Genomic DNA, 14,882 nt, shown 5'->3' with positions numbered 1-14,882 from the left:
GTAGCTCAAAGCTCCCGTCCATGGCGGGCCATGATGTGCCGCACCACGCTGTAGTCCTGGAGCGAATCGCTGGACAGGTCTTTGCCGTAGCCCGAGCGTTTCAGGCCGCCATGGGGCATCTCGCTGACCAGCATGAAATGGCTGTTGATCCAGGTGCAGCCGTATTGCAACCGGGCCGCGACCTGCATCGCCTTGTCCAGGTTCTGGGTCCAGATCGATGACGCCAGGCCGTATTCGGAATCGTTGGCCCAGTCCACCGCTTGTTCCAGCCCTTCGAAACGGGTGACGGTCACCACCGGCCCGAACACCTCGCGCTGGACGATTTCATCGTTCTGTTTGCAACCGGCCAGCAAGGTCGGCTGATAGTAGAAGCCGGCGCCGGAATGCACGGCGGCACCGGTGACACGCTCGATGTGCGGCTGGCCCAGAGCGCGTTCAACGAAACTGGCCACGCGGTCACGTTGGCGCGTGCTGATCAGTGGACCGATCTCGTTGTCGGCGTCGCGTTTGCCGGCAAAGCGCAGGCTGCTGACCGCCGCGCCAAGTTCGGCCACCAGCCGGTCGTGAATACCGGCCTGCGCATAAATGCGGCACGCGGCTGTGCAGTCCTGGCCGGCATTGTAGTAACCGTAGCTGCGTACACCCTCGACCACCGCTTGAATGTCGGCATCGTTGCACACGATCACCGGCGCCTTGCCGCCAAGTTCCAGGTGCGTGCGCTTGAGGGTTTTCGCGGCGGCCTGGAGGATTTTCTGTCCGGTGACGATATCGCCGGTCAGCGACACCATGCGTATTTTTCCGTGACTCACCAGATGGCTGCCGACTCCGTCGCCGCCACCGCATATGATGTTGATCACGCCAGGCGGCAGAATCTCCGCCAGCGCAGGCGCCAGAGCCAGAATTGACAGTGGCGTATGCTCGGACGGCTTGAACACCAGCGTGTTACCGGCCGCCAGGGCCGGGGCGATTTTCCACGCGGCCATCATGATCGGGTAGTTCCACGGCGCAATGGATGCAACGACACCGATGGGATCGCGACGCACCATGCTGGTGTAGCCGGGCAGGTATTCACCGCTGAGCTGCCCGGTCTGGCAGCGCACGGCACCGGCGAAAAAGCGGAATACGTCGACGGTGGCGGTCAGGTCGTCCTGACGGGCCAGGTGCAATGGCTTGCCACAATTGAGCGATTCGAGACGGGCGAGCAGGTCAGCCTGTTTTTCCACGGCGTTGGCGATGTCCAGCAGCAGGTTGGCGCGTTGCTGCGGCGTGGTCCGTGACCAACTGGCAAAGGCACGATTCGCTGCCAGGATGGCGGCTTCGACTTGTTCGATACTGGCTTCGGCGATGTGGGTCAATACCTCGCCGGTGGCAGGGTTGAGGATGGGCTCGACAAAACCTTGCCCCGCGACCAATTCGCCATCGATCAACAACGCGGTGAACAACGGAGTCTGCGCGCCAGCCATCTTTCGGGTTCTCTTTTCTTGTGTGGCCATGGGACTCCCTGTGACTGGGGCCGGCCGTCTTTATAGATGAATCAAGACTAGTGCCCGGGCCCGAGGTCGACAAATACTAAATACTGAAGGTGGCGTTCGATTAAATAGATGGCTTGCGTCCGCCGTGAGGTTGTTCCCGGGCGACGGTCAGGAACGGGTCCACCAGCGCCGGTCTTGCAGTGCCTCGGCGCCAGGCCAGGCCGACGTCGAGGGTCTGACTGAGGTCGGCGATGGTCCGTGCCTCGATGATGTCCCCCTCCAGCGACCACGGCCTGTAAGTCATGTCCGGCTGAATCGAAACGCCCAGGCCCGCCGCCACCAGGCTTCGCACCGCTTCGGTTGATGCGGTTTTGAGGGTGATGCGCGGTTGCAGCGAGGCCGCCGACCACATGCGCTGGGCGTTGCGGTCCATCTCGTCGACGTTCAGTTGAATCAATGGCTCGCGCGCCACGTCGGCGAGGTTGATGCTGTCGTGCTCCAAAAGCGAATGCTGCGCCGGCAGCCACAGTCGATGGGGTGAGTGAGTCAGCACTTCCGTCTGTAAGGCATGACGGTCTTCGAGGTTGGACAGGATCAACACGCCGACATCGATTTCACCACTGACCAGCAAGTGCTCGATGTAGGGCCGCTCGTCCTCCATGACGCGAATTTCGACGTTGGGGTAGGCTCGCTGGAAGCGGGTGAGCAAGTCGGCGAGGTAGTAGCCGGCGACGAGGCTGGTCACGCCGACGATCAACTGGCCGGCTACCTGGTCGGTGCTTTGTTGCAGGCTGCGCTTGGCGTTATCGACCGTTGCCAGAATCAGGTGCGCCTGGCGCAGGAATTGGTGACCCTGGTGTGTGAGCGTCATGCCCTTGGCGTGACGATTGAACAGACCCACGCCGATTTCCTGCTCCAGTTGCTGGATGGCCAAGGTCAGCGTCGACTGGGAAATGAACGCTGTTTGCGCGGCCGCGGAGATCGAGCCGGTCTCTGCCACGGCAATGAAGTGACGAATTTGACGCAAGGTCATCATGAGGTGTGTACCCGGTGGGCGGTTTTTATCGATTTCCTCGAGTGTATATCGTTTTATTAGATGACATCCCGGTAGGAGCGAGCTTGCTCGCGATGGGGTCAGGCGAGGCACCGGACGCCAGGGGCCAGCAACGCGAGCGGCCCGAGCAACATCCCGAAGCACTCCCATCCACCGTGGGTTCGGTGTTTCGATCTAGTCTGGGAGCCTTCTTGCGTTACTCACTGGAGGCGACAAACATGAATACACGTGGATTGCTCGATCAATTGCTCCGGTCCGGCCAGGATCTGCTGCAGAAAAAGACCTTGGGCGCTCAGGGCAAGGGGTCCGCAGGTGCACTGGGCGGCATGCTGTCGGGCGCGGGCGGCAGTGCGTTGGCGGCGGGTGCCCTCGGGCTGTTGATGGGCAACAAGAAGGTGCGCAAGGTCGGTGGCAAGGTCGCCCTTTATGGAGGGCTTGGGGTGTTGGGGTTGATCGCCTACAAGGCGTTTGGCATCTGGCAGGCAAAGCAGGGCGTTGCTTCGGGTTATCAGCCGCAAACCGTGGACCGCTTGCCGGCGGCCCAGGTGGAACAGCACAGTCAGGCGATTCTCACGGCGCTGGTGGCTGCTGCCAAGGCGGATGGGCATGTCGATGAACGTGAGCGCGAGTTGATCGAAGGCGAATTCACCCGCCTCGACACTGATCGGGAGTTGCAGCACTGGCTGCATGCCGAGCTGCACAAACCCCTGGATCCCGCCGAGGTGGCACGCGCCGCCAGTACGCCGGAAATGGCGGCCGAAATGTACATTGCCAGCGTGATGATGGTGGATGAGGAGAGTTTCATGGAGAAGTCCTACCTGGAGGAGCTCGCTCGCCAGTTGCAACTGGCTCCCGGCCTCAAGGCCGAGCTGGAAAACCAGGTTCGTCAGGTCGCCCTGTAGCGCCCGCAGCCCCTTGGTTCGCCAGGATGAGACGTACTGCGCATCTGTCTTATAAATGACACACCGCCCTCGGCTATACTCCCCAGCATTTGAAGTGGCCCCGAGGACTGACTGTGAAGAACTGGACGTTGCGCCAACGTATCTTGGCGAGTTTTGCGGTAATTATCGCCATCATGTTGCTGATGGTCGTCGTCTCGTATTCGCGGTTGTTGAAGATCGAGGTCAGTGACGCCAGCGTTCGTGACGATGCGCTGCCGGGGGTGTACTACAGCTCGGTCATTCGGGGGGCTTGGGTCGACAGTTATCTGCAGATCCAGGAGATGTTGGGGCTCAAGGAGGCGCAGGGCTTCAGCGCTGAAGACACCGCCTTGTTCAAGGGTTTTGATGCCCGTGTGCAGGAGGCGATGGCCGACTATCGTGCCACCGTCACCACGGATGAGGACAAGCTCGAATTCGCTGTCTTCGAAAAGCTCCATGCCGATTACGGCAAAGCCCTGGAGAGCGTGATCGACTTGCGCAGGCGTAATCAGGAAGCCGACGCGATCAAGTTGTTCAACGAACAACTGACCCCGGCGTGGAAGGCCGGCCGCATGAAACTCAATGACATCCTGCGGCAAAACAAGGTCGTCGCCGATCAAGACATGGCCAACATCGACGACGCCGTGGCCACCGCGAAACTCATCATGGGCATCTCCCTGCTGGTCGCGGTGCTGGCTGCCGCCCTCTGTGGCCTGTTGCTGATGCGCGCGATCATGGCGCCGATGAATCGCATCGTCGAAATCCTCGAGATCATGCGTACCGGCGACCTCAGCGGACGCTTGAACCTGGAGCGCAAGGACGAATTCGGTGCAGTCGAAACCGGCTTCAACGACATGATGGCCGAACTCACGTCGCTGGTCTCCCAAGCCCAGCGCTCATCGGTACAGGTCACTACCTCGGTGACCGAAATTGCCGCCACGTCCAAGCAGCAGCAGGCGACTGCCACTGAAACAGCCGCCACGACGACGGAAATCGGTGCGACCTCGCGGGAAATCGCCGCCACCTCCCGTGACCTGGTGCGCACCATGACCGAAGTCTCCACCGCCGCCGATCAGGCCTCGGTGGCTGCCGGCTCCGGGCAACAAGGCCTGGCGCGGATGGAAGAGACCATGCACTCGGTGATGGGCGCCGCGGACCTGGTGAACGCCAAACTGGCGATCCTCAACGAGAAAGCTGGCAACATCAACCAAGTGGTGGTGACCATCGTCAAGGTCGCCGACCAGACCAACCTGTTGTCGTTGAACGCGGCCATCGAAGCGGAAAAGGCTGGGGAGTACGGCCGTGGTTTTGCCGTGGTTGCCACCGAGGTGCGTCGTCTGGCGGACCAGACCGCCGTGGCCACTTACGACATCGAGCAGATGGTGCGCGAGATCCAGTCGGCGGTCTCGGCCGGGGTCATGGGCATGGACAAATTCTCCGAAGAAGTGCGCCGTGGCATGTACGAGGTGCAGCAGGTTGGCGAGCAACTGTCACAGATCATTCATCAGGTGCAGGCGCTGGCGCCACGGGTGCTGATGGTCAACGAAGGCATGCAGGCCCAGGCCACCGGTGCCGAGCAGATCAACCATGCATTGGTACAACTGGGTGATGCCAGCAGCCAGACGGTCGAATCCCTGCGTCAGGCCAGTTCCGCCATCGATGAACTGAGCCAGGTAGCCGTCGGGCTGCGCAGCGGCGTTTCGCGATTCAAAGTCTGATGAGCGAACTCACGGCCAAACGCTCTGCCGTGAAACCGGCGACATTGTTCCTGGTCTTTCACATCGGCAGTGAACGCTATGCCCTTCAAGCGACCGAGGTCGTTGAAGTGCTGCCGCGCCTGCCGCTCAAGCCAATCGCGCAAGCGCCAGATTGGGTGGCCGGGATGTTTGGCTATCGTGGTGCGGTGGTGCCGGTGATCGATCTCAGCGCGTTGGCCTTCGGCGTGGCAGCCCAGGCGCGCACCAGCACCCGTCTGGTGCTGGTCAACTATTGCCCGCAGGAAAGCGCGCAATCGCACCGGCTCGGGCTGATTCTGGAGCAGGCCACCGATACCCTGCGCTGCAACCCGGCAGATTTTCAGCCCTATGGCTTCGACAACCGCCAGGCGCCCTACCTCGGACCAGTCAGGGAGGATGCCCAGGGATTGTTGCAATGGGTCCGGGTTGCCGACCTGCTGGATATACACGTTCGCGAGCTGCTGTTTCCGTCACCGCCACTGGACCTGGGCCTGCTTGAGGAGCACCCGTGAACAGCGACCAACGTTTTTTTGATTTTCTCAAGGAGCGCATCGGCCTTGATGTGACGTCGGTGGGACCTGCGATCATCGAGCGTGCGGTACGCCAACGCACCACGGCATCGCGCGCTGAGACGGCCGATGAGTATTGGCAGACCCTGCAAGGCTCGCGAGAAGAACAGCAGGCGCTGATCGAAGCGGTGATCGTGCCCGAGACCTGGTTCTTCCGTTACCCGGAGTCCTTTGCGACCCTGGCAAAACTGGCGGTCAAGCGTCTGGGGGAGATCAACAACCTTCGCGCTCTGCGGATTCTCAGCCTGCCTTGTTCCACCGGTGAGGAACCCTATTCCATTGCCATGGCCTTGCTCGATGCGGGGCTCAAGCCCCATCAATTCAAGGTTGAAGGCATGGACGTCAGCCCGCTGTCGGTGGAAAAGGGGCGGCGCGCGCTTTACGGCAAGAACTCCTTTCGCGGCCAGGACCTGGCCTTTCGCGAACGGTACTTCTGCCCAGAAGGCGAGGGTTACGGCCTTGATGAGCGGGTGCAGGAACAGGTGCATCTAAAGGTTGGCAATCTGCTGGATCCAGCATTGCTGGTCAACGAGGCGCCTTATGACTTCGTGTTCTGCCGAAACCTGCTGATCTATTTCGATCAACCGACCCAGCAGCAAGTGTTCGAGGTGCTCAAACGCCTCACTCACGTCGATGGCGTGCTGTTCATCGGCCCGGCGGAAGGCAGCCTGCTCGGGCGGTTCGGCATGCGATCAATCGGTGTTGCGCAGTCCTTTGCGTTCAGGCGTCAGGCTGCACCTGAACCCACTCCCACCTTTGCGCCAACACCACCATTGCCGGTGCGGCAACCGGTGCGCCCTGTGGCGCCGCCTGTTCGCAGCCGTCCTTTCGCGTCGGTGACGCCGCTGCCGGTGAGCAAGGCGGCCAACCCCGATGCTGCGGCGCTGTTGGCCAACATCGCGGCGCTGGCCAACGAAGGCAGGGGCGCCGAGGCCAAGGCTGCCTGCGAGCTGTATCTGCGCAGCCATGAACCGGTGGCTCAGGTGTTTTACTGGATGGGGCTGCTCAGCGATGTCGCCGGCAGTGGTCTGGAGGCTCAGGGTTTTTACCGCAAGGCCCTGTATCTCGACCCGCAGCACCCCGAGGCATTGATGCACCTGGCGGCCTTGCTGCAATCCCAAGGCGATACCGCCGGTGCCCGACGATTGCAGGACCGCGCCGCTCGCAGCGAGCGCGCAGACAGTGAGCGCAAACGATGAGTGCCACCGACGGCTTTAGCCTGACCCACGAAAACGCCCAGGCCATCGACGATTGCTGGAACCGGATTGGCATACACGGCGACAAGTCCTGCCCGTTGCTGGTCGAGCACATCCATTGCCGCAATTGTTCGGTCTATTCGGCGGCGGCCACGCGCCTGCTGGACCGCTATGCGTTGCAGCAGGAAGATCGCGGGCACATCAGCGCCGTGGTCGAGAGCGAGGTCAAGACCCGTTCGCTGCTGATGTTCCGTCTCGGCGAGGAATGGCTGGGACTGGCCACTCGCAGCCTGGTGGAAGTGGCGCCGCTGCAAACGATACATTCGCTGCCCCATCAGCGCTCGCGGGCCTTGCTCGGCGTAGCCAACGTGCGCGGTGCGCTGGTGGCCTGCCTGTCGTTGGTGGAGTTGCTGGGGCTCGACGCTGCGGGCAGTGTGGCGAACGGCGCGCGGGTGATGCCGCGCATGTTGATCGTCGCGGCTCACGGCGGGCCGGTGGTGGTGCCGGTGGATGAGGTGGACGGCATCCATGCCATTGACGAGCGCACGCTCGATGCGGCCTCCCGTTCCGGGGCTCATGCCAATGCCAGGTACACCCGTGGCGTGTTGCAATTCAAAGGTCGCAGCCTGCGCTGGCTGGATGAAGAACAGCTGCTGTCCGCCGTGACCCGGAGCCTGACATGACCCCCGAACAAATGCGCGACGCCTCTTTGCTGGAGCTGTTCGGCCTGGAAGCCGAGGCCCAGACCCAGGTGCTCAGCGCCGGTCTGCTGGCGCTCGAGCGCGATCCGACCCAGGCCGATCACCTCGAGTCGTGCATGCGCGCGGCTCACTCGCTCAAGGGCGCGGCGCGTATCGTGGGCATCGACGCCGGTGTGAGCGTCGCCCATGTGATGGAAGACTGCCTGGTGAGTGGGCAGGAAGGCCGTCTTTACTTGCGTCCCGAACACATCGATGCGCTGTTGCAAGGCACCGATTTGTTGATGCGCATCGCCACGCCCGGCCATGCCCCGACGCCTGTGGAAATCGAGAGCTACGTGGCGCTGATGGCGCGGTTGCTGGATCCGCTGGCCCCCGCCGCACCTATCACTGCGCCAGCTTCTGCGATTATCGCTGAACCCCTGCCGCCCGAGCCCGTCATCGCAATGCCCCCGGAGCCTGTCGCGACGCCACGTAAGACCAAGCGCACCACCGAAAACGGTGAGCGGGTCCTGCGCGTCACGGCCGAGCGCCTGAACAGCCTGCTCGACCTGTCGAGCAAATCCCTGGTGGAAACCCTGCGTCTCAAACCGCACCTGGCCACGATGCAGCGCATGAAACGCATCCAGAACAACGGTCTGCGCGCACTGGAAAACCTCAACGTTCATCTCAAAGACCACGACTTGAGCCTGGAGGCGAGAGAGGCGCTGGAAGATGCCCGCCGCCTGTTGGCGCAATCCCAGCAACTGCTGGTGGAAAAGAACGCCGAGCTGGACGAGTTCGCCTGGCAGGCGAGTCAGCGGGCACAAGTGCTGTACGACACTGCACTGGCCTGTCGTATGCGTCCGTTCGCCGATGTGCTCAGTGGTCAGGTCCGCATGGTCCGCGACTTGGGCCGCAGCCTGGGCAAGCAGGTACGGCTGGAAATCGAGGGCGAGAAAACCCAGGTTGACCGCGACGTGCTGGAGAAACTCGAGGCACCGTTGACGCACCTGTTACGCAATGCTGTCGATCACGGCATCGAGTCGCCAGAACAACGGCTGCTGGCGGGCAAGCCGCAAGAAGGCCTGATTCGGTTGCGAGCGTCCCATCAGGCCGGTTTGCTGGTGTTGGAGCTGAGCGACGATGGCAATGGAGTCGACCTGGAAAAGGTCCGCCGCAGTGTGGTCGAGCGACAATTGTCACCTGCGGAAACCGCTGCCCAGTTGAGCGAAGAAGAACTGCTGACATTCCTGTTTTTGCCGGGGTTCAGCCTGCGGGACAAGGTCACCGAAGTGTCCGGTCGCGGTGTCGGCCTGGATGCCGTCCAGCATATGGTTCGCCAGTTGCGTGGGGCGGTGGTGCTGGAACAGACGGCGGGCGAGGGCAGTCGCTTTCATCTTGAAGTGCCGCTGACACTGTCGGTGGTGCGCAGCCTGGTGGTGGAAGTCGGTGATGAGGCGTACGCGTTCCCGCTGGCACATATCGAGCGCATGTGCGACCTGGAACCCTCGGACATCGTGCAGGTCGAGGGCCGTCAGCACTTCTGGCATGAAGGCCGGCATGTCGGCCTGGTGGCCGCCAGCCAACTGCTCCAGCGCCCGGCCAGCCAGAACGATCAGCAGACCCTCAAGGTCGTGGTGATCCGCGAGCGCGATGCGGTCTACGGCGTGGCAGTCGAGCGGTTTATCGGCGAGCGCACGCTGGTGGTCCTGCCGCTGGACGAGCGGCTGGGCAAGGTGCAGGACATTTCTGCTGGCGCCTTGCTCGATGACGGTTCGGTGGTGCTGATCGTCGACGTCGAGGACATGCTGCGTTCGGTGGACAAGCTGCTCAACACCGGTCGCCTGGAACGGATCGCCCGGCAGGGCAACCAAGCGGTTGAAGTGGCCCGCAAGCGCATTCTTGTGGTCGATGATTCGCTGACGGTGCGCGAGTTGCAGCGCAAGCTGCTGATCAATCGCGGTTACGACGTGGCGGTGGCGGTCGACGGGATGGATGGCTGGAACGCCCTGCGTTCGGAGTCGTTCGATCTACTGATCACCGACATCGACATGCCGCGCATGGATGGCATTGAACTGGTGTCTTTGCTGCGCCGGGACAATCGACTGCAATCGCTGCCGGTCATGGTGGTGTCGTACAAGGACAGGGAAGAGGACCGACGTCGTGGACTGGACGCTGGAGCCGACTATTATCTAGCCAAAGCCAGTTTTCATGACGATGCCCTGCTTGATGCAGTGGTTGAGCTCATCGGAGGAGCGAGGGCATGAGGATCGCAATCGTCAACGATATGCCCCTGGCGGTAGAGGCGCTGCGTCGCGCACTGGCGTTCGACCCCGCCCATGAAGTGGTCTGGGTGGCCGCCAATGGCGCCGAAGCGGTGCAACATAGTGCGCGAAATACCCCGGACCTGATCCTGATGGACCTGATCATGCCGGTCATGGACGGCGTCGAGGCCACTCGGCGGATCATGGCTGAGTCACCGTGCGCCATCGTGATCGTCACCGTCGACCGCCAGCAGAACGTGCATCGGGTGTTCGAGGCCATGGGGCATGGGGCTCTGGATGTGGTAGATACCCCCGCGCTGGGTGCCGGTAACCCTCAGGAGGCTGCCGCACCTCTACTGCGCAAGATCATGAACATCGGCTGGCTGATTGGCGACCGCGTCAATCGCGAACGCCAGACGCCAACCCCATCGCGCGGCAGCCCCTCGCGTCAGCGCCTGATTGCCATCGGCTCCTCCGCGGGCGGGCCGGCGGCGCTGGAAGTGCTGCTCAAGGGCTTGCCGCGGGATTTTTCGGCGGCGATCGTACTGGTGCAACACGTCGACCAGGTGTTTGCTGCCGGTATGGCCGAATGGCTCAGCAGCGCCAGCGGCCTGAATGTGCGCCTGGCCCGCGAAGGTGAGCCGCCCCAGCCTGGTGCCGTACTGCTGGCAGGCACCAATCATCACATTCGCCTGCTGAAAAATGGCACGCTGGCCTATACCGCCGAACCGGTCAACGAAATCTATCGACCCTCGATCGATGTGTTTTTTGAAAGCGTGGCCAGTTACTGGAATGGTGACGCAGTAGGGGTTTTATTGACCGGAATGGGGCGCGATGGCGCCCAGGGGCTTAAACTCCTTCGTCAACAAGGTTACCTGACCATTGCTCAGGACCAACAAAGCAGTGCGGTGTATGGCATGCCGAAGGCGGCCGCGGCCATCGATGCCGCCGTAGAGATTCGCGCCCTGGACAAGATAGCGCCGCGTTTGCTGGAGATTTTCCCTAAATGACTACATTTCGCAGCACTTCTGGTCCAGATGATCAGGTGACCGCATATGAATGATCTACAACTCGACGACTTCAAGACGGGTGACGAAAAAGCAGCGATGGTCCTGCTGGTGGACGATCAGGCCATGATCGGCGAAGCCGTTCGCCGGGGGTTGTCGAGCGAGGAAAACATCGATTTCCACTTTTGTGCCGACCCGCACCAGGCGATTGCCCAGGCGGTCCGCATCAAGCCAACCGTGATCCTTCAGGATCTGGTCATGCCCGGTCTTGATGGCCTGAGCCTTGTGCGCGAGTACCGCAATCATCCGGCCACCAAGGACATTCCCATCATCGTCCTGTCGACCAAGGAAGACCCGCTGATCAAGAGCGCGGCGTTCGCGGCCGGGGCCAACGATTACCTGGTCAAGCTGCCGGACAACATCGAACTGGTCGCCCGTATCCGCTATCACTCGCGCTCCTACCTCACCCTGCTGCAACGGGACGCAGCCTACCGTGCGTTGCGAGTCAGCCAGCAGCAATTGCTCGACACCAATCTCGTGCTGCAACGCCTGATGAATTCTGATGGCCTGACCGGGTTGTCCAACCGCCGTCACTTCGACGAGTATCTGGAACTGGAATGGCGGCGTTCACTGCGTGACCAGAGTCAGTTGTCGCTGCTGATGATCGACGTGGACTACTTCAAGTCCTACAACGACAACTTCGGCCACCTCGAGGGCGACGAAGCCCTGCGCAAGGTCGCCAACGCAATTCGCGACGCCAGCGCCCGCCCGTCTGATCTGCCGGCCCGTTATGGCGGAGAGGAGTTCGCGCTGGTCCTGCCCAACACCTCACCGGGCGGCGCCCGACTCGTGGCGGAAAAACTGCGTCAGACCGTGGCCGGGCTGAAAATTCCGCACATTGCGCCGAGCGAAGGGGCCAGCCTGACCATCAGCATTGGCCTGTCGACCCTGACGCCGCAGCCCGGCGGCGATTGCCGGCAACTGATTTCGGCGGCGGACAAGGGGCTCTACCAAGCCAAGCACAATGGCCGTAACCAGGTCGGCATCGCCTGAACCTCACCTTTCTCCCCCCACACACTCTGAGGGGGAGAGGCGGGCGTTTTCAGCCAAGCGGACTGCCGCTGGCAGTCGTTTGGCGTTATACTCGCCGGCTTTCAAAAGTTCGCCTACGAGTGCTGCCCGCCATGGAAATCAACCCGATCCTGAACACTATCAAGGACTTGTCCGAGCGCTCCGAAACCATTCGGGGGTATCTTTGACTACGATCAAAAGCATGAGCGTCTGACCGAGGTCAATCGCGAGCTTGAAGATCCGAGTGTCTGGAACAAACCTGAATACGCCCAGGAGCTGGGCCGCGAGCGTTCAGCGCTGGCGCAGATCGTTGATACTCTCGACGAATTGAACGCGGGCCTGGCCGATTGCCGTGACCTGCTGGACATGGCTGTCGAGGAAAACGACGAAGGCGCGGTGGGCGATGTCGTCGCCGAGCTGGCCCGCCTTGAAGAAAGCCTCGCCAAGCTCGAATTCCGCCGTATGTTCAGCCACGAAATGGACCCGAACAACGCCTATCTGGACATCCAGGCCGGTTCCGGTGGCACCGAAGCCCAGGATTGGGCGAACATCTTGCTGCGCATGTACCTGCGCTGGGCCGACAAGCGCGGCTTCGACGCAACCATCATGGAACTGTCAGCGGGTGAAGTCGCCGGCATCAAGGGCGCGACCGTTCACATCAAGGGTGAATATGCCTTTGGCTGGCTGCGTACCGAGATCGGCGTGCACCGCCTGGTGCGCAAGAGCCCGTTCGATTCCGGCAACCGTCGCCATACGTCCTTTTCTGCGGTGTTCGTGTCTCCGGAAATCGACGACAAGGTGGAAATCGAGATCAACCCGGCGGACCTGCGCATCGATACCTATCGCTCGTCCGGTGCCGGCGGTCAGCACGTAAACACCACCGACTCGGCCGTACGAATCACCCACGTACCGACCAACACCGTGGTCAGCTGCCAGAACGAACGTTCCCAGCACGCCAACAAGGACACCGCCATGAAAATGCTGCGGGCCAAGTTGTACGAGCAGGAAATGCAGAAACGCAACGCCGCTTCCCAGGCGCTGGAAGACACCAAATCGGATATCGGCTGGGGCCACCAGATCCGTTCCTACGTACTCGATGCTTCGCGGATCAAGGATCTGCGCACTAACATCGAACGCAGTGACTGCGACAAGGTGCTCGACGGCGACATCGACGAATACCTGGAAGCCAGCCTGAAGTCCGGGCTGTAAAGATGAGTAACGCTGGCTGCTGATTCACCGCAGCCCATGTGGGAGCGGGCCTTGCCCGCGATCCCCGGCCGCAGGCTGGGGACAATGAACCTGTGATGGAATTTCTAAAGACATGAGCGACCTTCAACTCGACCCGCAAGCCCTGCAACAGGAAGAAAACTCCCTGATCGCCCTGCGCAAGGAAAAGCTGGCTGCCGAGCGCGCCAAGGGCAACGCCTTCCCGAACGACTTCCGCCGTGACAACTACTGCGAAGATTTGCAGAAACAGTACGCGGACAAGACCAAGGAAGAGCTGGCGGAGGCTGCAATCCCGGTCAAGGTTGCCGGTCGCATCATGCTCAACCGTGGCTCGTTCATGGTGATTCAGGACATGACCGGTCGCATTCAGGTCTACGTCAACCGCAAGACCCTGTCCGAAGAAACCCTGGCCGCGGTGAAAACCTGGGACCTGGGCGACATCATTGCCGCCGAAGGCACCCTGGCGCGTTCCGGCAAGGGTGATCTGTACGTTGAAATGACGAACGTACGTCTGCTGACCAAATCCCTGCGTCCGCTGCCGGACAAGCACCACGGCCTGTCCGACACCGAGCAACGCTACCGCCAGCGTTACGTTGACCTGATCGTCAACGAAGACGTGCGCCAGACGTTCCGCGTGCGTTCCCAGGTTATTGCGCACATCCGCAGCTTCCTGATGAAGCGTGACTTCCTGGAAGTCGAAACGCCGATGCTGCAAACGATTCCTGGCGGCGCGGCGGCCAAGCCGTTCGAAACCCACCACAACGCACTGGACATGGAAATGTTCTTGCGCATCGCGCCTGAGCTGTACCTCAAGCGCCTGGTGGTTGGCGGGTTCGAAAAAGTGTTCGAGATCAATCGCAACTTCCGTAACGAAGGCGTTTCGACTCGTCACAACCCGGAATTCACCATGTTGGAGTTCTATCAGGCGTACGCTGACTACGAAGACAACATGGACCTGACCGAAGAGCTGTTCCGTGAGCTTGCGCAATTGGTTCTGGGCACCACCGACGTGCCGTATGGCGACAAGGTTTTCCACTTCGGCGAGCCGTTCGCGCGTCTGTCGGTGTTCGACTCGATCCTCAAGTACAACCCCGAGCTGACCGCTGACGACCTCAACGACATCGACAAGGCTCGCGCCATCGCCAAGAAAGCCGGCGCCAAGGTGCTGGGCTTCGAAGGCCTGGGCAAGCTGCAGGTCATGATTTTCGAAGAGTTGGTCGAGCACAAGCTGGAGCAGCCGCACTTCATCACCCAGTACCCGTTCGAAGTGTCGCCGCTGGCGCGTCGCAACGACGAAAACCCGAACGTCACCGACCGTTTCGAGCTGTTCATCGGTGGTCGTGAAATCGCCAACGCCTATTCCGAGTTGAACGACGCGGAAGACCAGGCCGAGCGTTTCATGGCGCAGGTGGCCGACAAGGACGCCGGCGACGACGAAGCCATGCACTACGACGCCGACTTCGTTCGCGCGCTCGAGTACGGCATGCCGCCGACCGCGGGTGAAGGCATCGGTATCGACCGTCTGGTGATGCTGCTGACCAACTCCCCGTCGATCCGAGACGTGATCCTCTTCCCGCACATGCGGCCACAAGCGTAAATGGAAGCCGCCTCTGAACCAGGCGGCTTTTTTTTTGCTACGGACAGGCGGCAGCTGCAAGCTTCAAACGCAAAGCTGCAAGCCAGCTC

The 14,882-nt window shown here is 61.5% G+C and carries 12 protein-coding genes; 10 read left to right on the top strand and 2 right to left on the bottom strand.

Features of this window, described 5'->3' with window-relative positions:
- Positions 1 to 5 precede the first annotated feature (5 nt).
- Positions 6 to 1,493 (bottom strand): gamma-aminobutyraldehyde dehydrogenase, encoded by a 1,488-nt coding sequence (locus AB4O36_RS20920; protein WP_460140157.1) that lies wholly within the window; start codon positions 1,491 to 1,493, stop codon positions 6 to 8.
- A gap of 100 nt (positions 1,494 to 1,593) precedes the next feature.
- Positions 1,594 to 2,508 carry a LysR family transcriptional regulator gene (locus AB4O36_RS20915; RefSeq protein ID WP_460117656.1) on the bottom strand — a complete coding sequence of 305 codons (915 nt, stop codon included), beginning with the start codon at positions 2,506 to 2,508 and terminating at the stop codon, positions 1,594 to 1,596.
- 236 nt (positions 2,509 to 2,744) lie between these two features.
- On the opposite strand from AB4O36_RS20915, the gene AB4O36_RS20910 reads away from it, so the two are divergent.
- The 10 genes from AB4O36_RS20910 to lysS all read left to right on the top strand — a co-directional run bounded on the left by AB4O36_RS20910 (position 2,745) and on the right by lysS (position 14,793).
- Positions 2,745 to 3,428: a tellurite resistance TerB family protein gene (locus tag AB4O36_RS20910; RefSeq protein WP_460140156.1), complete on the top strand. Its 684-nt coding sequence runs from the start codon at positions 2,745 to 2,747 to the stop codon at positions 3,426 to 3,428.
- 113 nt (positions 3,429 to 3,541) lie between these two features.
- The gene (locus AB4O36_RS20905) at positions 3,542 to 5,164 is read left to right on the top strand and encodes a methyl-accepting chemotaxis protein (protein WP_460140155.1); all 1,623 of its coding nucleotides are present in this window, start codon (positions 3,542 to 3,544) and stop codon (positions 5,162 to 5,164) included.
- Positions 5,164 to 5,694: a chemotaxis protein CheW gene (locus AB4O36_RS20900; RefSeq protein ID WP_460140154.1), complete on the top strand. Its 531-nt coding sequence runs from the start codon at positions 5,164 to 5,166 to the stop codon at positions 5,692 to 5,694. The genes AB4O36_RS20905 and AB4O36_RS20900 overlap by 1 nt, the downstream gene beginning before the upstream one ends.
- Positions 5,691 to 6,950, top strand: coding sequence for a CheR family methyltransferase (locus AB4O36_RS20895; protein WP_460140153.1), 1,260 nt, complete (start codon positions 5,691 to 5,693; stop codon positions 6,948 to 6,950). The genes AB4O36_RS20900 and AB4O36_RS20895 overlap by 4 nt, the downstream gene beginning before the upstream one ends.
- The gene (locus AB4O36_RS20890; RefSeq protein ID WP_460117647.1) at positions 6,947 to 7,630 is read left to right on the top strand and encodes a chemotaxis protein CheW; all 684 of its coding nucleotides are present in this window, start codon (positions 6,947 to 6,949) and stop codon (positions 7,628 to 7,630) included. Before AB4O36_RS20895 ends, AB4O36_RS20890 begins: the two co-directional genes overlap by 4 nt.
- Complete coding sequence (locus AB4O36_RS20885) at positions 7,627 to 9,894, top strand: response regulator (protein WP_460117645.1); 2,268 nt, start codon at positions 7,627 to 7,629, stop codon at positions 9,892 to 9,894. The genes AB4O36_RS20890 and AB4O36_RS20885 overlap by 4 nt, the downstream gene beginning before the upstream one ends.
- The gene (gene cheB, locus AB4O36_RS20880; protein WP_460140152.1) at positions 9,891 to 10,901 is read left to right on the top strand and encodes a chemotaxis-specific protein-glutamate methyltransferase CheB; all 1,011 of its coding nucleotides are present in this window, start codon (positions 9,891 to 9,893) and stop codon (positions 10,899 to 10,901) included. Before AB4O36_RS20885 ends, cheB begins: the two co-directional genes overlap by 4 nt.
- Before the next feature lie 45 nt (positions 10,902 to 10,946).
- On the top strand, positions 10,947 to 11,951 hold the full coding sequence (locus tag AB4O36_RS20875) for a diguanylate cyclase domain-containing protein (protein ID WP_460140151.1): 1,005 nt from the start codon (positions 10,947 to 10,949) through the stop codon (positions 11,949 to 11,951).
- A 131-nt stretch (positions 11,952 to 12,082) separates the two neighbouring features.
- Positions 12,083 to 13,178 (top strand): peptide chain release factor 2 gene (gene prfB, locus AB4O36_RS20870; protein WP_099093329.1). Its coding sequence is split into 2 segments (ribosomal slippage): positions 12,083 to 12,154 and positions 12,156 to 13,178, totalling 1,095 coding nucleotides; the frame shifts between segments, so codons are not numbered across the junction.
- Positions 13,179 to 13,290: 112 nt separating this feature from the next.
- Entirely contained in the window at positions 13,291 to 14,793 is a 1,503-nt protein-coding gene (gene lysS, locus AB4O36_RS20865; protein ID WP_460140150.1) for a lysine--tRNA ligase, read from the top strand.
- Positions 14,794 to 14,882: the final 89 nt, after the last annotated feature.

Source organism: Pseudomonas sp. S2_E01, assembly GCF_054668365.1.
Note: the sequence above shows the minus strand (reverse complement) of the source record. Positions and strands in the feature narration are given on the sequence as shown.